17 protein-coding genes are annotated in these 21044 nt (G+C 64.3%); 8 read left to right on the top strand and 9 right to left on the bottom strand.

Going from position 1 to position 21044, the window contains the following annotated elements; genetic code table 11:
• The first annotated feature begins 210 nt into the window (after positions 1–210).
• Together ACLHZ1_RS00500 and ACLHZ1_RS00495 are read left to right on the top strand one after the other, a co-directional pair.
• Complete coding sequence (locus ACLHZ1_RS00500) at positions 211–1764, top strand: methyl-accepting chemotaxis protein (protein ID WP_427260510.1); 1554 nt, start codon at positions 211–213, stop codon at positions 1762–1764.
• A gap of 549 nt (positions 1765–2313) precedes the next feature.
• The gene (locus ACLHZ1_RS00495) at positions 2314–2664 is read left to right on the top strand and encodes an MGMT family protein (protein ID WP_427260509.1); all 351 of its coding nucleotides are present in this window, start codon (positions 2314–2316) and stop codon (positions 2662–2664) included.
• Here the strand turns inward: ACLHZ1_RS00495 and ACLHZ1_RS00490 are convergent.
• The gene (locus ACLHZ1_RS00490) at positions 2661–2822 is read right to left on the bottom strand and encodes a hypothetical protein (RefSeq protein WP_167335482.1); all 162 of its coding nucleotides are present in this window, start codon (positions 2820–2822) and stop codon (positions 2661–2663) included. The genes ACLHZ1_RS00495 and ACLHZ1_RS00490 overlap by 4 nt on opposite strands.
• Positions 2823–2926: 104 nt before the next feature.
• On the bottom strand, positions 2927–5548 hold the full coding sequence (gene topA / locus ACLHZ1_RS00485; RefSeq protein ID WP_427260508.1) for a type I DNA topoisomerase: 2622 nt from the start codon (positions 5546–5548) through the stop codon (positions 2927–2929).
• Between the two features lie 362 nt (positions 5549–5910).
• On the opposite strand from topA, the gene astB reads away from it, so the two are divergent.
• Entirely contained in the window at positions 5911–7248 is a 1338-nt protein-coding gene (astB, locus tag ACLHZ1_RS00480) for an N-succinylarginine dihydrolase (protein ID WP_427260507.1), read from the top strand.
• A 221-nt stretch (positions 7249–7469) separates the two neighbouring features.
• Here the strand turns inward: astB and sohB are convergent, their stop codons facing one another.
• On the bottom strand, positions 7470–8477 hold the full coding sequence (gene sohB / locus ACLHZ1_RS00475; protein WP_427260506.1) for a protease SohB: 1008 nt from the start codon (positions 8475–8477) through the stop codon (positions 7470–7472).
• A 227-nt stretch (positions 8478–8704) separates the two neighbouring features.
• Here sohB and ACLHZ1_RS00470 point away from each other — a divergent pair, with 227 nt between their 5' ends.
• The gene (locus tag ACLHZ1_RS00470) at positions 8705–9460 is read left to right on the top strand and encodes a YciK family oxidoreductase (protein WP_427260505.1); all 756 of its coding nucleotides are present in this window, start codon (positions 8705–8707) and stop codon (positions 9458–9460) included.
• 88 nt (positions 9461–9548) lie between these two features.
• The gene (locus ACLHZ1_RS00465) at positions 9549–10427 is read left to right on the top strand and encodes a LysR family transcriptional regulator (RefSeq protein ID WP_427260504.1); all 879 of its coding nucleotides are present in this window, start codon (positions 9549–9551) and stop codon (positions 10425–10427) included.
• Positions 10428–10509: 82 nt separating this feature from the next.
• On the opposite strand, the gene ACLHZ1_RS00460 is transcribed toward ACLHZ1_RS00465, so the two are convergent.
• Complete coding sequence (locus ACLHZ1_RS00460) at positions 10510–11682, bottom strand: MFS transporter (protein ID WP_427260503.1); 1173 nt, start codon at positions 11680–11682, stop codon at positions 10510–10512.
• Positions 11683–11926: 244 nt separating this feature from the next.
• On the opposite strand from ACLHZ1_RS00460, the gene ACLHZ1_RS00455 reads away from it, so the two are divergent.
• Both ACLHZ1_RS00455 and ACLHZ1_RS00450 read left to right on the top strand, forming a co-directional pair.
• A complete protein-coding gene (locus ACLHZ1_RS00455; RefSeq protein ID WP_427260502.1) occupies positions 11927–13069 on the top strand; it encodes a MalY/PatB family protein in 1143 nt (380 codons plus the stop codon).
• Between the two features lie 45 nt (positions 13070–13114).
• The gene (locus ACLHZ1_RS00450; RefSeq protein ID WP_427260501.1) at positions 13115–14323 is read left to right on the top strand and encodes a TAXI family TRAP transporter solute-binding subunit; all 1209 of its coding nucleotides are present in this window, start codon (positions 13115–13117) and stop codon (positions 14321–14323) included.
• An 80-nt stretch (positions 14324–14403) separates the two neighbouring features.
• Here the strand turns inward: ACLHZ1_RS00450 and ACLHZ1_RS00445 are convergent, their stop codons facing one another.
• The gene (locus ACLHZ1_RS00445) at positions 14404–15351 is read right to left on the bottom strand and encodes a LysR family transcriptional regulator (protein ID WP_427260500.1); all 948 of its coding nucleotides are present in this window, start codon (positions 15349–15351) and stop codon (positions 14404–14406) included.
• Between the two features lie 149 nt (positions 15352–15500).
• Between ACLHZ1_RS00445 and ACLHZ1_RS00440 the strand changes: the two genes are divergently transcribed.
• Complete coding sequence (locus tag ACLHZ1_RS00440) at positions 15501–16757, top strand: adenylosuccinate synthetase (RefSeq protein WP_427260499.1); 1257 nt, start codon at positions 15501–15503, stop codon at positions 16755–16757.
• Between the two features lie 230 nt (positions 16758–16987).
• Here the strand turns inward: ACLHZ1_RS00440 and exuR are convergent, their stop codons facing one another.
• The 4 genes from exuR to ACLHZ1_RS00420 form a co-directional block, all read right to left on the bottom strand.
• Entirely contained in the window at positions 16988–17782 is a 795-nt protein-coding gene (exuR, locus tag ACLHZ1_RS00435) for a transcriptional regulator ExuR (RefSeq protein ID WP_408796400.1), read from the bottom strand.
• A gap of 114 nt (positions 17783–17896) precedes the next feature.
• Positions 17897–19198 carry a TRAP transporter large permease gene (locus ACLHZ1_RS00430; protein WP_427260498.1) on the bottom strand — a complete coding sequence of 434 codons (1302 nt, stop codon included), beginning with the start codon at positions 19196–19198 and terminating at the stop codon, positions 17897–17899.
• Complete coding sequence (locus tag ACLHZ1_RS00425) at positions 19198–19719, bottom strand: TRAP transporter small permease (RefSeq protein WP_408796402.1); 522 nt, start codon at positions 19717–19719, stop codon at positions 19198–19200. The genes ACLHZ1_RS00430 and ACLHZ1_RS00425 overlap by 1 nt, the downstream gene beginning before the upstream one ends.
• A gap of 45 nt (positions 19720–19764) precedes the next feature.
• Positions 19765–20754 carry a TRAP transporter substrate-binding protein gene (locus ACLHZ1_RS00420; protein WP_427260497.1) on the bottom strand — a complete coding sequence of 330 codons (990 nt, stop codon included), beginning with the start codon at positions 20752–20754 and terminating at the stop codon, positions 19765–19767.
• Between the last annotated feature and the right edge of the window lie 290 nt (positions 20755–21044).

The raw sequence follows: 21044 nt of genomic DNA, 5'->3' as shown, positions 1-21044 counted from the left end.
CGGTCTGCGCGGCCGCCTTTTTTTATCCTGTCCCCTACCTCCTGTTTACTTATTCGCAGCAAAAGACATACACTCCGCGCGGCCTTTAACGTGCCATCTGGATACACGTTATCCAGCCCGGTGTCACACCGCATGCAAACAATCGTTAACATATTCCAATCGAAGCCGATATCCGTGACAGCGTTCGCCCCACATGAAAGGAGTTCACCCATGTCTCACCCGCAGATCCCCCACCATGACCAGGAGGTGCTCTTCCCCGCCTCGGTCCAGCTCGTCTCCATCACGGATCTGAGCGGGGTGATCACCTACGCCAATCGCCATTTCTGCGCGGTGGCCGGGTATGGGCGCGACGAGCTCGTCGGACAGCATCACAACCTGGTGCGCCACCCTGACATGCCCAAGGCCGCCTTCGCCGATCTGTGGCGACAGCTCAAGGATGGCAAGCCGTGGCGCGGCGTGGTCAAGAACCGCTGCAAGGATGGCCGCTACTACTGGGTCGATGCCTATGTCACTCCCCTCTACCGGGACGGCAAGATCAGCGGCTACCAGTCGGTGCGCTGCAAGCCCACCCCGGCGCTGATCCAGCGGGCCAGTGCCATCTACCGGACCCTGCGCCAGGCCGAGCAGGGCCAGGGATCGGCCCTTCCCGCCTTCACCACCCTGCGCCCCTGGCTCGCCGTGGCGGGGCTCGGCGCCCTGCTGGCCCTCGGCTGGCAGCTGGCCGGGGCCATGGCCGCCCTGCTGATACCCCTGCCTCTGCTGCTGCTTGGCCTGCTCTACCGGGACGAGCTCATCGGTACCCGCCACTACCTGCAGCGGCTGCACCAGGACTACGACAGCCTGACCCGCCAGGTCTACTCGGGCAGCGGGGCGGCGGCCATCGCCGATTTTCACCTCAAGATGGGCGAGGCGCGGCTCACCACTGTGCTTGGCCGGGTCAGTGACGCCACCGATCCCCTGCAACGGCTGGCCGGCGAGCTCAAGCTCGCCTCGAACCAGGCCTGCACCGCCATCGGCGAACAGGATGCCCAGACCCAGCAGATGGCGACGGCCATGACCCAGATGGCCACCACGGCCCAGGAGATAGCCCGCAACATCCAGGAGTCCCATGGTCAGGTGGACGAGGTGCGCAGCCGCTGCCTGCAGACCGATGATCAGCTGACCCAGACCGAACGCCAGATCACCGCCCTCACCGGCCAGGCCGAGCAGGCCTATCAGACCGCGGTCAGCCTGGCCGAGGAGTCGGCGCGCATCGGCACCCTGATGAGCGAGATCCAGGGGATCGCCGATCAGACCAACCTGCTGGCCCTCAACGCCGCCATCGAGGCGGCCCGGGCCGGCGAGCAGGGCCGCGGCTTCGCCGTGGTGGCCGACGAGGTGCGCACCCTCTCCACCCGCACCCACAAGGCGACCGAGCAGATCCAGGGCAGCATAGGCCAGATCCAGCAGACCCTGAGCCAGTGGCAGACCATGATGCAGAGCAACCTGCACCAGACCCAGAGCTGCGCCGAGCTGACCCGCCAGGGCTCCTGCAGCCTGCAGCAGGTGCTCGCCCAGATGGATCAGGTCAGCGCCTACGGCGCCCAGATTGCCGCCGCCGCCGAACAGCAGCAGGCCGGGGTGGAGGAGATGGGCCGCAACATCCAGGCCATCTCTGCCCACTCGCAGCACAACAGCCACAAGATGCGCGAGGTCGATACCGTGAGCCAGGCCCTGTTCAACCAGGCCAGCCAGCTCAAGGGGCTGAGCCAGACCTTCGGCTGAATCTGCCTACTCCGCAGCCAAGGCACCGCCATGCCACACTTACCCACCCCGCGGTAAAGGCCCCACCAATATGGTGCCTTTGTCACACTTGTTCACCCCGTGACAAAGGCGTCACCAATCAGTGTGCCTTTGTCACACTTGTCCAGCCCGCGACAAAGGCGCCGCCAACAAGGTGCCTTTGTCACACTTGCCCGCCCCGCGACAAAGGCGCCACCAATCAGTGTGCCTTTTTCGAACTTGCCCGCCCCGCGACAAAGGCGCCGCCAATAAGTGTGCCTTTGTCACACTTGCCCAGCCCGCGACAAAGGCGCCGCCAATAAGTGTGCCTTTGTCACACTTGCCCAGCCCGCGACAAAGGCGCCACCAATCAGTGTGCCTTTGTCACACTTGTCCAGCCCACGACAAAGGCGCCACCAATCAGTGTGCCTTTGTCACACTTGCCCAGCCCACGACAAAGGCGCCACCAATCAGTGTGCCTTTGTCACACTTGCCCACCCCGCGACAAAGGCGCCACAATGGCGCCTTTGTCGTGACGAGATAGCAACAAGCATGCAGGGAACCCAAGCCGGGCAGAACAAGCAGGCCAGGATCGAAGCCATCCTGGCGCTGATACCAGAGGGCAAGGTGGTCAGCTATGGCCAGGTGGCGGATCTCGCCGGCCTGCCGGGCCGGGCCCGCCTGGTGGGCAAGGTGCTGCGCGAGACAGACAAGGTGCTGCCCTGGCACAGGGTGCTGGGGGCCGGGGGCAAGATCTCTCTGCCCAAGGGGTCAAAAGGGTTTGATGAGCAGACGGGGCGCCTGCAACAGGAGGGGGTGCCGGTGATCAAGGGACGGGTCAGGATGCAGGAGTGGCAGTGGCAGCCCGACCTGGCCGAGCTGCTGTTTCTGCTTCCCTTCTAGCCGAGGGAGAGGATCTCGTCGCTGCGCACCTGCACCGGGATGGTTTCCGCTTCGCGCTGGAGCAACACCAGCTGGTTCTGTCTGTCGACCTCCAGCACATAGGCGAGGCCCTCCCGGGTCTGGCAACTCATGCCAGGCCGGATCTCGCTGATATCCATAATCGACTCCTTGTCTTGCCTGCCGCTACCTTGCAGCGTTTGCAGTATATCCTCCGGCCATGAAAAAGGCCCTGCATTTGCAGGGCCCTGTTGTCACATCAGCTTCACGCCTTCTTGGCCTTGGCCAGGCTCTCCTGCCACTTGCCATTGTCGTAATGGGCCGTCCAGCCTGTGGCCTTGCCGTTCACCTCCGTCATCACGTACTGCTCCTTGGTCTTGCGACTGAAGCGAACGATGGCGGCGTTTCCGTCAGGATCTGACGCCGGGGCGTCGGCCAGGTACTGGTGCTTGGGCGAGAGCCGCTCCTTGAAGCGCTTGAGCTCCTCCACCAGGGGAGCACGGGTCTCCCGGGATTTGGGGAAGTTGCTGGCGGCGAGGAAGAGACCGGCGGCGCCGTCCCTCAACACGAAGTGAGCATCGGACTGGGTGCACTTGAGCTCGGGCAGGGGCACGGGATCTTCCTTCGGCGGCGCGATGTCGCCATTTTTCAGGATCTTGCGGGTGTTTTTGCAGCTCTCGTTGGTGCAGCCCATGTACTTGCCGAAGCGGCCGTTCTTGAGCTGCATCTCGGCTCCGCAGCGGTCGCATTCGATACTGGGACCTTCGTAGCCCTTGAGCTTGAACTGGCCCTGCTCTATCTCGTGACCCTCGCAGTCCGGGTTGCGGCCGCAGACGTGGAGCTTGCGGGTCTCGTCGATGATGTAGGCGTCCATGGCGGTGCCGCAGATGCCGCAGCGATGCTTGGCGCGCAGCGCCTCGGTTTCCGCCTCTTCCCCGTCGATGGCGGAGACGAACTCATCGGCCGACACCAGGTTGATGGTCTTCTTGCAGCGCTCCTTCGGCGGCAGGGCATAGCCGGAGCAGCCGAGGAAGACTCCTGTGGTGGCGGTGCGGATCCCCATCTTGCGGCCGCAATCCGGGCAGTCGATGCCGGTCAGCACCATCTGGTTGGCGCGCATGCCCCCCTCTTCCGCCGGCTTGTCGGCCTGGGCCAGCTCGGCGGTGAACTCGGCGAAGAAGGCATCGAGCACCGCCTTCCACTCCTGTTCCCCCTGCGCCACCTCATCGAGCTTGTCCTCCATCTTGGCGGTGAACTCGTAGTTCATCAGCTCGACGAAGTTTTCCACCAGGCGGTCGGTCACTATCTCCCCCATCTTCTCGGCGAAGAAGCGGCGGCTCTCCACTCGCACATAGCCGCGATCGACGATGGTGGAGATGATGGAGGCGTAGGTGGACGGGCGGCCGATGCCGCGCTTTTCCAGCTCGCGCACCAGGGCCGCCTCGGTGAAGCGGGCGGGGGGCTTGGTGAAGTGCTGACGGGGATCCAGCTTGATCAGCGTGAGGGTCTCGCCGACGTTCACCGCCGGCAGCTGGCTGTCGTCGCCCTTGCGCCCCATGGGGGGCAGCGCCTTGGTCCAACCGGCGAAGCGCAGGATGCGGCCGCGGGCCTTGAGCTCGAACTCTCCCGCCTTGACGGTGAGGGTGGTGGCATCGTACTGGGCCGGGGTCATCTGGCAGGCGACAAACTGGCGCCAGATGAGGTCATAGAGCCGCAGGGCATCCTGCTCCATCCCTTCCAGGTCGGCGGTGGTCAGGGTGACGTTGGAGGGACGGATCGCCTCGTGCGCCTCCTGGGCCCCCGCCTTGGAGCCATACAGATTCGGCTCGCTTGGCAGATAGGGGGCGCCGTACTGACTGGCGATGTAGTCACGCACCGCCTCGACCGCCTCCTTGCTGAGGTTGGTGGAGTCGGTACGCATGTAGGTGATGTAGCCCGCCTCGTACAGGCGCTGGGCCATCATCATGGTCTTCTTCACCCCGAAGCCCAGCCGGGTGGAGGCCGCCTGCTGCAGGGTGGAGGTGATGAAGGGTGCGGACGGCTTGGAGCCGGTCGGCTTGTCTTCCCGGCTGATGACCCGATAGTCGACCCCGTCAAGGGCCGCCAGGGCGGCATCCGTCTCCGCCTTGGTGACCGGCTTGAACTCGGCACCGTTGCGGCTGAGCACCTCCATGCGCAGGGACTCGTCCCCCGCCGTCATCAGGTCGGCATGCAGATCCCAGAACTCGACCGGCACGAACGCCTTGATCTCGCGCTCCTTGTCGACGATGAGGCGCACGGCCACGGATTGCACCCGGCCGGCGGAGAGGCCGCGGGCCAGCTTCTTCCAGAGCAGCGGAGAGACCATGTAGCCCACCACCCGGTCGAGGAAACGACGGGCCTGCTGGGCATTGACGCGGTGCATGTTCAGCTCGGAGGGCTGGGAGAAGGCCTCCTGAATGGCGCTCTTGGTGATCTCGTTGAACACCACCCGCTTGTAGCGGCTGTCGTCACCGCCGATGATCTCCCGCAGGTGCCAGGCGATTGCCTCTCCTTCTCTGTCCAAGTCGGTTGCGAGATAGATGGTGTCGGCCTTCTCGGCGAGACTCTGCAACTCGCTGACCACCTTCTCCTTGCCGGGCAAAATCTGGTAGTTGGCCTGCCAGCCATTGGTGGGGTTGATGCCCATGCGGGCAAACAGGGCATTGCGATCCTTGGCTGCCTTCTCGGATTCGCTGAGCTTGATGCCGCGAATGACGGGTTTCTTGGGTTCGCTGCTGGCACTGCCGCTGGTCGGCAGGTCGCGGATATGACCGACGCTGGATTTCACCACGTAGTCTTTACCCAGGTATTTATTGATGGTCTTGGCCTTGGCCGGAGACTCTACGATGACCAGTGATTTGCCCATGCTGTAACTTGTATCCTCGTTGCACCCGTCGGGGTTGGTGTGCGGTTTTGTGGGGCTGTATAAGAGATTTGACGCCAAAAAGCAATCTTGGCGACAAGTTTGCTTGTGGTTCCCAACCGCATCGCTTCTTTATTTATTAATGCGAAGCACAGGGGATGGACGCAACCGCTTTTTCATTTTTATGCCGCTCAGCCCCGTTTTTTATATCCGAAACGACATAACAAACCGCCCTCGCAACATAACAAAGCACTTTCGTTATCAGCTTGTTACAAAAGACAAAATCTCTTTATAATGGCCACATCCCGCAGCTTTGTGCGCGGAAGGAACCGCAACCCCTATAAAAATCGAAAGGATGTACTCTGATGAAGCACTTCGAGGTTAACTTCGACGGCCTGGTCGGCCCCACTCACAACTATGCCGGCCTCTCCTATGGCAACGTGGCGTCCCAAAGCAATGCATCGGCCGCGTCCAATCCGAAGGAGGCGGCCAAGCAGGGGCTGCGCAAGATGAAGGCGCTGACGGATCTGGGCATGACCCAGGGGGTGCTGGCGCCCCAGGAGCGGCCGGATCTCGCCACCCTGCGCCGCCTGGGCTTCACCGGATCGGACGCCAGGGTACTGGAGCAGGCCGCCAGGCAGGCCCCCGCCGTGCTGGCCGCCTGCTACTCCGCCTCCAGCATGTGGACCGCCAACGCCGCCACCGTCTCCCCGAGTGCCGATACCCAGGATGGCCGCATCCACTTCACCCCGGCCAACCTGACCAACAAGTTCCACCGCTCCCTCGAACCCGAGGTGACCGGCCGCATCCTGCGCGCCGTCTTCCCGGGGGATCGCCACTTCTGTCACCACAGCCATCTGCCGGACAACGATCACTTCGGTGACGAAGGTGCCGCCAACCACACCCGGCTGTGCCGCGCCTATGGCGAGGCCGGAGTCGAGCTGTTCGTCTATGGCCGTAGCGCCTTCGATGTCTCCCAGCCCGCCCCCAAACGCTACCCGGCCCGCCAGACCCTGGAAGCGAGCCAGGCCATCGCCCGTCTCCATGGCCTGGGGGATGAGACCGCCGTCTTCATCCAGCAGAACCCCGAGGTGATCGATCAGGGGGTGTTCCACAACGACGTGATAGCGGTAGGCAACCAGAACGTGCTCTTCTTCCACCAGCAGGCCTTCCTCAACACCGCCTCCGCCCTGGCAGAGGTACGCGCCAGGTTTGGCGAGGGGGAGCTGCACTTCATCGAGGTGCCGACCAGCGAGGTGTCGGTGCAAGATGCGGTGAAATCCTACCTGTTCAACACCCAGATCCTGACCCTGCCCTCCGGCGAGATGGCCATCATCGCCCCCACCGAGTGCCGTGACAACCCGGCGGTGTCGGCCTACCTGGCCAGGCTGGTGACCCTGGGTACCCCCATCAAGGGCGTGCACTACATGGATGTGAAGCAGAGCATGAGGAACGGCGGCGGCCCCGCCTGCCTGCGGCTGCGGGTCGCCATGAACGACAGCGAATTGGCGGCGGTCAACCCGGCCTGCCTCATCAATGACGGCCAGTTCGCCCGCCTCGACGCCTGGGTCGACAAACACTATCGCGACAGCCTGGCCCTGGACGACCTGCGGGATCCGGCCCTGGTGCAGGAGTCCCGCACCGCCCTGGACGAGCTGACCCAGATCCTGAAGCTGGGATCCGTCTATCCCTTCCAGCGCTGAGAACCTGGTCACGACCTTACTGCGAGGCCGTGATCAAGGCTCATGTGCTGCTCGGAATCCTCACGTATGCCTATACGCTCCGATTCCTGCGCTGCTCTTTACCTTGCTGACGACCTCTCGCGACAGCTCGTAGACAGGTTCTAAGCCGCAACAAAGACATAAACGAAGAGCCGGGCTCCTGCCCGGCTCTTTCATGTCGATGTCGACGGCAAGACAAGAGCTCAGCGCCAGGGGCTCTGCTGCCAGAGCCGCTCCAGCCCCTGTACAAGCCCCTGGGCCCCCTGCTGGCCCAGCTTCTGGGTCAGCGACTTGGGCTTTTGGAAGCACAACCCCACCACCCGGCGCTCCTCGGCGCGGCGCAGCAGATAGTCATCGCTGGTGCAGAGCTCGTCCACCAGCCCCAGCTCCTTGGCCTGACCGGCGAGCCAGTGCTCCCCCGTGGTGACCTTGTCGATCTCCAGGGCCGGGCGATGGGCGGCCACGAACCCCTTGAACTGCTCGTGGATGGCCCCCAGCTCCTCGCGAAACTTCTCCCGGCCCGATTCGTCATTCTCACCGAACATGGTGATGGTGCGCTTGTACTGGCCCGCCGTGTGCATCTCGAACTCGATATCGTGCTTCTTGAGCAACTTGTTGAAGTTCGGCAGCTGGGCGATCACCCCGATGGAGCCGACGATGGCGAAGGGGGCGGCCAGGATGCGATCCGCCACGCAGGCCATCATGTAGCCGCCGCTCGCCGCCACCTTGTCGATGGCCACCGTCAGGGTGATCTGGCGATCCCGCAAGCGCTGCAACTGGGACGCCGCCAGGCCATAGCCATGGACCACGCCGCCGCCGGACTCGAGCCGCAGCAGCACCTCGTCCCCCGGCTGGGCCACCCCGATCACCGCGCTCACCTCCTCGCGCAGGGAGGCCACCTCCCTGGCATCCATGCTGCCATGAAAGTCCATGACGAACAGGCGACGCCGCTCATCCCCCTGCTTGCTGCGCTGCTTGTTGCGCTCCTTCTGCTGCTTCTCCAGCTGCTTGCGCTCCTGCTTGCCGGCCAGGGACTCCCGCAGCCGGGTGCGGGTCTGCTCCAGCTCGGCGGAGAGATCGCTTATCACCAGTTCCCCCTTGCGGGACTTGGGATGACGGCTGCTGACCAGCATCAGGATCAGGGCGCCGAGGGCGAGCACCAGGGTGAGGGTCTTGGCCAGAAACAGGCCGTATTCGCTCAAAAATGCCACTGAAGACTCCGTTGAGAGTGAAAATTTTTCCCATTCTAGGGAGTTTGTTTCGGGGGCGCAAAGCCTCTCTCATCGGCGCCCGCACTGGCCCGAAAAACGGCAAGCGCCTCGTTTCCTTCACATTTTTATCTGGCCGTGCTGGTCAAACGGTCGAGGGCCTCAGTACACTTGCCCCAACACGCCGGGGCAGGGCCCTGGCCAATTCCATGAAATTCACAGGAGTCGTCATGCTCGATTATCAGGCCCCCGCCACCTTGCTCAGCAACAAAGTCATTCTGGTGACGGGGGCGGGTGATGGCATAGGCCGTGAGGCGGCGCTCACCTTCGCCGCCCACGGCGCCACCGTCATACTGCTGGGTCGCACCGTGGCCAAGCTGGAGGCCGTCTACGACCAGATCGAGGCCGCCGGCCACCCCCTGCCCGCCATCGTGCCGGTCGATCTGAAAGGGGCCACCGCCAGCCACTATCGCGGCATGGCCGAGACCTTCGCCGAGCAGTTCGGCCGCCTCGACGGCGTGCTGTTCAACGCCGGCCTGCTGGGCTCCCTGTCGCCGTTCGAGCACATCAAGGAGAAGGAGTGGGACGAGGTGATGCAGGTCAACGTCAAGTCCGAATTCCTGCTGACCCAGGCGCTCTTGCCCCTCATCCGCCAGACCGCCAAGGCCCATGGCGAGGCCGCCATCCTCTACACCTCGTCGAGCGTGGGCCGCAAGGGGCGCGCCTACTGGGGCAGCTACGCCATCTCCAAGTTCGCGGTGGAGGGCATGATGGAGGTGCTGGCCGACGAGCTGGACAATACCGGGGTGCGGGTCAACAGCATCAATCCGGGCGGCACCCGCACCAAGATGCGCGCCAGCGCCTTCCCGGCCGAAGACCCCATGGCCCTGAAGACACCGGCAGACCTCATGCCGCTCTATCTCTACCTGATGGGACCGGACAGCCGGGGCAAGACGGGCCAGACCTTCGTCGCCCAACCCAGGTAATCATATAAAAGCGGCTCGCGGCGGCCAGGACCGTTAGAGTTATTGGAGTCCATTCACGCGAGCCCGGTGCCAAGCCAGCAGGTGAGTCATGTTTCGTCCCAAGAGTACCTTCGAGCAGTGGCGTATCTTTCAGGCGGTGGTCGACTGCGGCGGTTATGCCCAGGCGGCCGAGGCCCTGAACAAGAGCCAGTCCTCCCTCAACCATGCGGTGGCCAAGCTGCAGCAGAGTCTGGGGGTGGCACTGCTGGAGGTCCGTGGCCGCAAGGCGGTGCTGACCCCGGCCGGGGAGGCCTTCCTCAAGCGCGCCCGTCAGCTCAGCCAGCAGGTGGAGGAACTCGAGAACCTGGCCGACAACCTGGAGCGCCAGTGGGAACCCCAGATCAACCTCTATGTCTCGGCGCTGCAACCCAGGACACGGCTCTATCGCGCCCTGGCCCGCTTCCACCCCCGCAGCCGGGGCTGCCGCATCAATCTTCATGAGCGGATCCACTGCCACTTCAACGCGCTGCAACCCGGGGATCTGATGATCTCGGAGCACCTGCCCGGGGATCGTACCGGCCTGCCCCTGGACGAAGTGAGCCTGCTGCCCCTGTGCGCCCCGAGCCACCCCCTGGCGAGTGCCCAGGTCCCCCTCTCCCTGGAGCTGTTGACCTCCCATAACCAGATTGGCCTGCACCCCCCCATCCACCGCTCGGTGGACTGGCACGATGCCGAGGACACCGGCTGGAAGGTGACCCACTACCAGGAGGTGATCGCCCTGCTGCAACAGGGGCTTGGCTACGGCTGGCTGCCGCGCCACCTGGCCAGCACGGCCCTGGCCGACGGCAGCCTGGTGCCCCTGACCCTGGAGGGGGGCAGCGAGCGCCACCTCTATACCTATCTGCTCACCCAGAGCCCGGACGCCCTGGGCCCGGCCAGCGAGTTGCTGCTGCGCTGCCTGCGAGACGAATACCAGGGCCGGGACTAGGCTCCTTCCCACGCACCCTCTCCTTTATCCATGACAAGAGACCCGCACCAGGCGGGTCTTTGCCTATGGCCCAAGAGGCGTCTCAGACGTTCGACACCCGCCAGCAGGCGGCCAGGGCCAGCATGGCCAGGGTCAGGGCCACCAGGAAGACGCCGTGAAAGCTCCACAGCTCGGCGACGATGCCGGCGATGGCTCCCGCCAGGATGGAGCCGGTGCGAATGCTGTTGGCGAACAGGGTGGTAGCGACCCCGGCGCGCCCCGGCATCAGATCCTGGAAATAGGACATGCCGATGCCGGCGATGATGCCGATGAAGATGGCATTGAGCAGTTGCAGCGCGATCAGGGCCTGCTGGCTCGCCAGGGTCACCAGCCCGGCGTAGAAACCTATCCCGGCCAGCACCGCCAGCAGCATCATGGGCCGCTTGCCAAAGCGGTGGGTGTAGTAGCCCGCCAGCAGCATGAAGGGGATCTCGAGCGCCGCCGCCGTGCCCATCAGCACCCCGGCAAGGGTCTCATTCAGTCCCAGCTCCCGGGTGACATAGAGCGGCATGTTGATGAGGTACATGCTGTTGCAGGTCCACATCAGGGTGGAGGCGATGAAGAGCCCCCGCACGGAAGGGTCCCGCCAGCTGCTGACCCTGGGTTGGCTCTCGTCCCTGGCCGGCAGCGGCAGGGAGGGCAACCAGCGCCACACCACCAGGGCGCAGAGGAGATAGGCGAAGGCGGACGCCAGGTACATGGCCTCGAAGCCGTAGCCGATGGCCAAGGCAAAGGCCAGGGGCGGCCCCACCACCCAGGCCAGGGAGAACTGGGCCCGCATCACTGAGCTGAACATGTCGGCCCGCTTCTGCTGGCTGTCGGCATGCTCCCGGGCCAGGGCGAACAGCTGGGGGCTGGCGGTGGCCGCCAGGCTCGCCAGCAAGACCCCAAGGCTCACCAGCAGCCAGTAGTTGCGGTTCCAGGCGAACAGCAGGGAGAGCACTATGCCGGCGGCGCAGCAGCGCAGGATCAGGCGTTTGCGGTCGCCACGGCTGTCGGATCTGTGACCCAGCCACTGGCTGATGAGGATCCCCACCAGGGCATTGACGGTATAGAAGAGGCCGACCAGGAAGGGGCGCACCTGCACCTCCTCGGCCAGAAACAGGCTCAAGGTGGGCACCTGCAGGGCCACCGCCACCCCGGTCATGAAGGTGACCGCCAGGAAGGAGAGTGAGACGGGATCCGGACGCTTGCTGACGGCGGTGAGGGATTTCATAGGATTATCACCAGACTGGAGGAAGGGGGGCGCCAGGAGGCGCCGGGACCATGGTCATCTTATGACACCACCCAGAACCAGCTCAAGGCTTGCGACGGCTCCGCCGACACCGTACATTGAAGGCCCAGACTGCCCATGATGGCAGCACCCACCAAGATGGCCAGCCGAGCGCCCTTGCCCGAGGGACGGGCAGCAGACACCCGCGCGCGGCACCCGGCTTGTCTGGCCAGTAAAAGGACTGAACATGTTTGATTTTGACAGGGAAATTGATCGCAGCGGCACCATGAGCCTGAAGTGGGACAAGTACAAGGAGCAGGACGTCCTGCCCATGTGGGTGGCCGACACCGACTTCGTTTCCCCCCCGGCCGTCATCGAGGCCCTGACCGAGCGGGTCGCCCACGGCGTCTTTGGTTACTCACGCCCCTCCCCCCGTCTCATCGAACTCATCATCACCCGCATGCAGCAGCGCTATGGCTGGACCATCCAGCCGGAGTGGCTGCTGTTCCTGCCCGGGGTGGTGCCCGGCCTGAACCTCGCCTGCAAGGCCTGGAGCCAGCATGGCCGCGGCATCATCACCCCCAAGCCGGTCTACTACCCCTTCCTGCAGGCGCCGGGCTTCAATGACAGGCCCCTGCTCACCGTGCCCATGGTGGAGCAGGATGCCCGCTGGGTCCTGGACATCGAGGAGCTGGAGCGCCAGGCCCCCTCGGCGGATCTGCTGCTGCTGTGCAACCCCCACAACCCGGGTGGCACCATCTTCACCCGGGAGGAGCTGGAGGCCATCGACGCCATCGCCGAGCGCCACAACCTGGTGATCTGCTCCGACGAGATCCACTGCGATCTGCTACTGGACCAAGGCGCCCGCCACATCCCCTACGGCGCCCTGAGCCCGGCAGCCGCCGAGCGCTCTGCCGTCATGATGGCGCCGAGCAAGACCTTCAACATCGCCGGCCTGTGCTGCTCCTTCGCCGTGGTGGCCAATCCCAGGCTGCGCCTCAAGCTGCAACAGGCCATGCGCGGCATCAGCGCCGACGTCAACCTGCTGGGCTATGTGGCGGCCGAGGCGGCCTACGAGGGGGGCGATGCCTGGCTGGCGGCGCAGCTCGACTACCTGCGCGGCAACCTGGCCCTGATCGAGGCGGCCGTCGCCCGCTGGCCCGGGGTCACGCTGGCGCGCAACCAGGCCACCTATCTCGCCTGGATCGATGTCGCGAGCCTGGGACTGGATGACCCCATCGCCTTCTTCGAGCAGGCCGGCGTCGGCCTCTCCCCGGGGGCCCAGTTCGGGGATGCCCAGTTCGTGCGCCTCAACTTCGGTTGCACCCGGGCGCGTCTGAGCGAGGCCCTGGCCCGCATGGAGCGGGCCATCCTGGCCCGGCTCAACTAAACCGGATGGGCCCGGCCCATCCCCCTGCTCACTGACTGGTTTCCTATGCGCCCACGAATACCTGCCCTGCTCGCCCCCCTGTTTGCCCTGCTCTGCTGGGGGGCGAGCGCCCACGCCAGCGACTACCTCACCATCAGCACGGGGGCGCTCACCGGCGTCTACTACCCGGTCGGTGGCGCCCTCTGCCGCCTGCTCAACGAACAGAGCGGGCCCGAGGGCCTGCGCTGCAGCGTGCAGAGCACCAAGGGCTCCCTCGCCAACTTGCAAGACCTGCAAGATGGCAAGAGCCAGCTCGCCCTGGTGCAATCCGACGTGCTCCACCACGCCGTCCATGGCACGGGGCCCTTCGCGAGCCAGGGCCCCAACAGGGCGCTGCGCTCCCTCTATCGGCTCCATCACGAATCGGTGGCCCTGCTGGTCGGCGAACAGAGCCGCATCGGCAGCCTGGGGGAGCTGCCGGGCAAGCGGGTCGATCTCGGCAGCGTCAGCGGCGGTGACAGGGTGACCATCATGGCGCTCATTGAGGCCATGGGCTGGCAGGCCGGGGATTTTGCCCCCACCGCCGGGTTGGGTGCCGATCGGCTGCAAGGCCTGTGTGATGGCAGCCTGGACGCCGCCTTCGTGGTCGCGGGTCAGCCCAATCAGGTGATTTCGGATCTGATCGGGCGCTGCAAGGCCCGTCTGCTCCCCATCGAGGATGCCAGGATAACCGGGCTCATCGAGGGATCGACCTATTACGAACGGGGTCGCATCCCGGCCAACCTCTACCCGGGCCAGGCCCTGGCGATCCCCACCCTGGGGGTGCGTGCGGATCTGGTGACCCTGGATACCCTGCCGGCCGAGACAGTCCATCGCCTGCGCCGGGTGATGGATGAGCACCTCAAGCAGTTTACCCGCCTGCATCCGGCCCTCATCACCCTCACCCCGGAGGCCATGACGGCGCCAAGCCCGGCGCCGTCCCATGCCGCCATGCAACAGGATCCCGGGGCACCGGCGCCTGATCCGCTCCCGGATGCGCCCGCCCTGATGCCGGCGTCCCTGCAACCCGGCAGCGCTCCCTCTCAGGCGCTCCCCACCCAGGCCGTCTCGGGGGCGGGTGCCACCGGCTCCGCTGCCGCCCCCGAGGGGGAGACGGCGCCAGCTCAAGCGCCCTCTGGCGCGGCCGCCACCGGTTCCGCCGCCCCCGAGGGGGAGACGGCGCCAGCTCAGGCTCCCTCTGGCGCGGCCGCCACCGGTCCCCTGGCCACGCCCTGACCTTTTGTTCATACAGACAGACAAAACAAGGGCCACCTCGCGGTGGCCCTTGTGTTGCTTGGACTGCGCCTTTGGCGCCCCTACTCGGGCCCGATCTCCCCGCTCTCCTTGCGCTCCCCAGCCGGCGCGGGGCCAAGATAGGGATGGGGGCGCTGGATCTCCTCCTCCACCCAGTGCAACAGCTGCTTGATGGCCCGGGACAGTACCTGGTTCTGGCGCACCACGTACCCCAGGCTGGTGCCGGGAAAGTCATGGAGCTCGGTGACCGGCGCCGTCAGCTTGAGCCTGGGGTGGAGGGAGAAGTCCGGCACTATGGCCACCCCGAATCCCGCCTCGGCCCAGTCGAGCTGGGCGTCCACGCTGCCCACCTCCATGATGCGGCAGCTCGGCAACCCGAGCAGGGGCAAGGAGGGGTCGATCAGCGCCCGGGTGCGGGTGTCATGACCCAGCAGGATCAGGGTGGGCTCGTCGAGGGGGTCGCTCTCCCCTGCCCTGGCCCGCGCCTGCCAGCGGCTGAGCCCCTGCCCCAGGGCGCACCAGGTCACCTGTTGCAACTCGGTGTAAAACAGCGGCTCGCTGCGCTTTTGCGCCATCACGAAGCCGAGATCCGCCTTGCCCCCCTTCACCAGCTCGGCCGCCTGATCCGAGGTGGTGTTGAACAGGGTGAGATCGATGCCGGGGAAGGCCTGCTTGAAGCGCTGGAACGGCTGGATCAGCAGCAGCCGGGAGATGATGTCACTGGCGGCGATGGCGAGCTTGCCCTGACTGAACTGGCCGAGGGCATTGAGATCGGCCTGGCACAGTTGCAGCTCGTTGAGGGCGCGCTCGGCGCTTTGCAGCAAGCGCTCCCCGGCCTGGGTCAGCCGAAACGGGCTGCGCTCCACCAGCTTGACCCGGGTCGCCTGCTCCAGGTTCTTGAGGTGCAGGCTGACGTTGGGCTGGGTCATGTGCAATTCGGTGGCGGTCTGACCGAAGTGCTGCAGGCGGGCCAGGGTGACGAAGGTGTTGAGCCAGTGAATATCCAGCATGAAGCACTCCGAAGCGGGCCACGGGGTGCGGCCGTCGATAATATCGCCGCAATTATATGGTTTTGTTATCAGAACAATAAAGATAATTAATTTTTCTAATCCGCATCGGCCTCCTAGGATGGATGCCTAACGTCTTAGGAGAAAGTCACATGTCGTCTATCGTAGTCGTAGGTGCTAACTGGGGTGATGAGGGCAAGGGCCGCATCGTCGATTATCTGGCAGGTCAATCCGCCGCCAGCATCCGTTTTCAGGGCGGCAACAACGCCGGCCACACCGTCGTCAACGACCTGGGCACCTTCAAGCTGCATCAGCTGCCGAGCGGCGTCTTCAACCCGGATTGCCTGGTCGTGCTCGGCCCCGGCATGGTGATCAGCCCGGAGCCACTGACCCGCGAGCTGGCCGAAGTGAAGGCCGCCGGCGTCACTCCGAAACTCGCCATCTCCGATCGTGCCACCTTCTGCCTGCCGATCCACGCCCTGGAAGATACCCTTGAAGAAGTGCGTCTGGGTGATGGCGCCTATGGCTCCACCCGCCAGGGCATTGCACCGGCTTACGGTGATCGGGTCATGAAAAAGGCGATCCTGGTCGGCTGGCTGAAACAGCCGGACGTGCTGGTGGAGCGCATCCAGTTCTTCCTCGACTGGAAACTGCCCCAGCTCAAGGCCCTCTACCCCAGCTTCGAGTTCAGCCAGAGTGCCCAGGAGATGGCCGACTGGCTGCTGGAAGTGTCCGAGCCGTGGCGCGATGCCATCTGCAACGTCAGCGAGCCCCTCAAGGCCATCCAGGCCAAGGGCGAGACCCTGCTGTTCGAAGCCCAGCTGGGCGCCGGCCGTGACCTCATCTACGGCGAATACCCCTGGGTGACCTCCTCCCACGTCTCCGGTGCCTACGCCGGGATCGGTGGCGGCCTGCCCGCCCTGCGCCCCGAGCGCGTGATCGCCGTGGCCAAGGCGTTCAGCACCTCGGTCGGTACCGGCACCCTGATCACCGCCATGGAGAACCAGGAAGAGTTCCGCAAGTTCGCCAACGAGTTCGGCGCCACCACCGGCCGTCCCCGTGACATCGGCTACTTCGATGCGGTCGCCACCAAGCAGGGTCTGGAGATCCAGGCCGCCAACGAAGTGGCCCTGACCAAGCTGGACTGCCTCTCCGGCATGCCGGATCTGAAGATCTGCGTCGCCTACGAGGGTGCCCACACCGAAAACCCGATCTGGCCGCAGACCGCCGGTCTCAAGGCCGTCTACGAATCCATGGAAGCCTGGAGCGAAGACATCTCCGGCTGCCGCAAGTTCGAAGAGCTGCCCCTGGCCGCCCAGCGCTACGTGCTGCGCATCGAGGAGCTGATGGGCGTCCCCGTGCCCATGGTCTCCGTCGGCCCGGGCCGCGAGCAGATGATACTGCGCTAAGTCCATCGGCCGCCATGCGGCCAGCGCGACCCGCAGCAGACACCGGCGCCCCAGGGCGCCGGTGTTTTTTGTGTCTGGCGCCGCCCCTGTGTCGTCCAGCCCTCCTGTGCCCTTCCCCGCGCCCGAGGCAGGACGAGGCGACCCATGACACTCAGCCCCTTGCCTGCACACATGAAAAACCCCCGTCAGCAGGCTGACGGGGGGGGCGTGGACGACCACTGTGCCGGGATCTACTCGTTGACCGCCTCGTTCATCACCAGATGCACCACGGGATTCTCGGAGAAAAGATAACGATCGTCATTCATCTCATCGTCAAAGGTGGTGGCCTGGAACAACATGTGCTTGGTGTTCTCCAGATGTTGCCACATGGCCAGCTTGGCGGCCTGGGGATCCTTTCGTATCAAGGCTTTGAGGATCTGGTCGTGGTCGTCGCACCAGCTGGCGATCGCCTTGTCGTCGATATGTTCATGCAGCTTGCGCCAATAGGGGTTGCGCTCGCGGTGAAGCCAGAGCTGCTCGGTCAGGATCACCAACACCGAATTCTGGGTCGCCTTGGCGACCTGGATATGAAACTGCTTGTCCCACTCCGAATCCCGGGCCCTGTCCTCCTTGCGGGCCAGGGCCTGGATCTTGAGCAGCTCCATGATGTCCTGCTTGGTCACCTGGGTCGCGGCAAACTCGGCGATGTTGCTCTCCAGCAGCTGGCGGGCCTGAAGCAACTCGAACGGACCCGCGGTCAGCAGGGCATCATCCAGGGTCGGCGCTGGCTCGGCGCTCTGGCTCTCCTGGGCGATCACATGGATGCCCGAGCCCTTCTGCACCGCCACCAGCCCTTCGACCTCCAGCATGATGATGGCCTCGCGCACCACGGTGCGGCTCACCTCCATCTCCTCGGCGATGAGTCGCTCCGCCGGCAGCCGTTCGCCAACCTTGTAACGCTGACTCGCAATCCGTTGTTTCAGCTCGGCGGCGACTTTCTGATAGAGCCGTTTCGACTCGAAGACATCCACATTAATGTCACTCACACCCTGGCCTCTTTGCAGCAAGTGCCGGGCATGTGCCCGGCAGCGAAAACTTGTTATACCAATTTAACCCAAAATGCACGAGTGAGCCAGCGGCTCACTCGTGCGTCTTGATCCTCAATGCATGCCGAACAGCCCCGGCAGGAACAGGCTCAGGGACGGTATATAGGTCACCGCCAGCAAGCTCAGCAACAGCACGAAGAAGAAGGGCAGCATGGGCCTGATGAGGGACTGCAGCTTGACCCCGGAGACGGAGCAACCCACGAACAGGGCGCTGCCGACCGGCGGCGTACAGAGACCGATGCAGAGGTTGAACACCATCATGATGCCGAAATGCACCGGATCCATCCCAAGCTCGGTGACGATCGGCAGGAAGATGGGGGTGAAGATGAGCACGGCCGGCGTCATGTCCATGAAGACGCCGACGATCAGCAGGATGACGTTGATGATGAGCAGGATAACCAGGGGGTTATCGGAGACATTCATCAGGGCGTCGCTGATGGTATAGGGAATGTCGGCATTGGTCATGGCCCAGGACATGCCCACCGAGATGCCGATCAGCAGCAGCACGATGGCGGTGGTGATGACGGAATCGAGCATGATGGCCGGCAGCTCTTTGAGCTTGACCTCGCGGTAGATGACCACGGAGAGCACGAAGGTGTAAACCACGGCGATGGCGGAGGCCTCGGTGGCGGTGAAGATGCCGCCGAGTATGCCGCCCATCACCACGACCACCAGCAGCAGGCTGGGGATGGCATCCCAGAAGGCGCGCATCACCACGGCGAAGGAGGGACGCTCGGCGACGGGGTAGCCGCGGCGTTTGGCGATGATGGTGCCGACCGCCATGATGCTGATCCCCATCAGGATGCCGGGTACATAGCCCGCCATGAACAGGGTCGCCACCGAGATGCCGCCTGCGGTCAGGGCATAGATGATCAGCACGTTGGAGGGAGGGATCAGCAGACCCGAGATGCAGGAGGTCACGTTGATGGCGGCAGAATAAGCCGGATCATAACCCGCCTTCTTCTGCATGGGCGCCATGGTGCCCCCCACCGCCGCGGCGGCGGCCACCGCCGAGCCGGAGATGGAACCAAACAGCATGTTGGCCATGACGTTGACGTGGCCGAGGGAGCCAGGCATGCGCCCCACCAGCACCTGGGAGAAGTTGATGAGCCGCTGGGCGATGCCGCCGCAGTTCATCAGAGTCCCCGCCAGGATGAAAAAGGGGATCGCCAGCAGGGAGAAGCTGTCGAGGCCGGTCGCCATCTTCTGGCCGATCACCGCCAGTATGGTCTCCAGGGGCAGCATCATCAGGCCGGAGGCCAGGGTCGCCAGACCGATGGAGAACGAGATGGGCACCCCCGCGAACACCAGCACGAAGAAGGAGCCAAACATGACCAGAGCTATGGTCCAATCCATCAGATGTTCTCCTCTGAGGGGGCAAGATCGGGGGTGGGAGCCAGGCTGTCGAGCAGGGTCTCCAGTATGTAGAGCACGCAGTAGTAGCAGATGATGAGGCCGCTCAGCGGCAGCACCACATAGACATAGGCCATGGGCAGTTGCATGGCGGGGGACACCTGGCCCGTGCTGTAGACCTTGGCCACCAGGGTCAGCCCGCCCCACACCATGGCGCTGCCGGCAAACAGCAGCACGCAGAGATCCACGAATAGCTGGTTGATGAGCTTTCGGCTGCCCTTGAGGTTGGAAACAAACAGGTCGATGCTGAGGTGGCGGCGCTTGCCGGTCGCATAGGCGGCGCCGAGCAGCCCCACCCAGATCATGCTGAAGCGGGCTATCTCATCCGTCATTGTGCTGGGTTGCGACAGCACATAACGGCTGAACACCTGCCACACCACGCAGACCACCAGCATGGACATCACGGTGACGGTGAACCCGGCGAGCAACCTGTCTATCGGTCGCTTGAACTTTTCAAGACGCATTGCACTTCTCCCGAGAGGGCGGCGCGGGCCGCCCTCTCCTCATGATTACTGGGCTGCTTCGTTCTCGATCTTGCCGAGCCAGGCGCCACGCACCGGATCCTTGCGGAAATCCTCATACAGGGGGGCCAGTGCGGTGCGGAAGGCCTCCTTGTCGACCTGGATGAAGGTGGCGCCCGCCTCGGCGGCCTGCTTGCGCGATGCCGCCACTTCCTTGTCCCACAGCGCCTGCTGATGGGTCTCGGAGTGCTTGGCCGCCGTCTCCAGGATCTGTCTCTGTTCGTCCGAGAGCTTGTCCCACACCCTGGTGGAGATCACCAGGAAGTCGGGCACGGCGGTGTGCTGATCCTCGGCATAGAACTTGGCCACCTCCACGTGACGGGTCTGCACATAGGAGGGTTCGTTGTTCTCGGCGCCGTCAATCACCCCTTGCTGGAGCGCGGTATAGACCTCGCCAAACGGGATGGGGGCGGGGGCGGCGCCCAGCAGTTCGATCAGCTTGATGGTGGTCGGGGTGGCGACCACCCGGATCTTCATGCCCTTCATGTCGGCCGGGGTCTGGATAGGCTTGTTGGCATAGAAGCTGCGGGTTCCGGCCACATAGGCGGCGATGGAGGCGAAGCCCTTGTCACGGGTCTCCGCCATCATGGCGTGGCCGACCGGGCCATAGATCACCTTGTTGAAGTGGGCCTGATCCTTGAACAGATAAGGCAGGCTGAAGATGGAGAAGGCCGGTGAGAAGGGCTCCATTTCGCTGGCGCTGGCCTTGGTCATGTCCAGGGCGCCATTTTGCAGCAGCTCCAGGGTCTCGCGCGGACCGCCCATCTGGCCACCCGGGTAGATACGCAGCTTCATCTTGCCGTCGGAGGCGGTACTGATCTCCTTGGCCATCTCGGCCAGGGCCTGGTGGACCACGTGGTTGGTATCCAGGTTATGGGCCAGCTTCAGGGTGACCCTGTCCATGGCGTGGGAAGAGAAGGCGGCCAGGGCCAGCGGGGCGGCCATCAGGATGGCGGCGGTGAGGGTTTTCATCTTCATTGGAGCGGGACCTCAAGTGTGTGTTGTTATCTGCTAGACCTCTTCCGTGAGGAGTCAGTCTTAATGTCCTACATCTTCGAGGTGCCAACTGTAATTGGTAGAACATCTATGAATGTTGAGAGCCATCACAAAAAACGAATACCCCCACAGACCGGCAGTCATAAACCCAACTCGGGTCACATTTTATGCCATTGCAATGGGCTGACAGGCGCCTAACGGCTCCAAATCATCCCACATGTGAGAGCCTTGGCGCCATGCTGCCGCCAGAACAGCGCCATAAGAGGCCATTT

It is taken from the genome of Aeromonas sobria, from assembly GCF_050266975.1.
Classification (GTDB): Bacteria; Pseudomonadota; Gammaproteobacteria; order Enterobacterales; family Aeromonadaceae; genus Aeromonas; species Aeromonas sobria_B.
The sequence above is the reverse complement of the archived record's forward strand: the minus strand, read 5'-3'. Positions and strand labels throughout refer to the sequence as shown.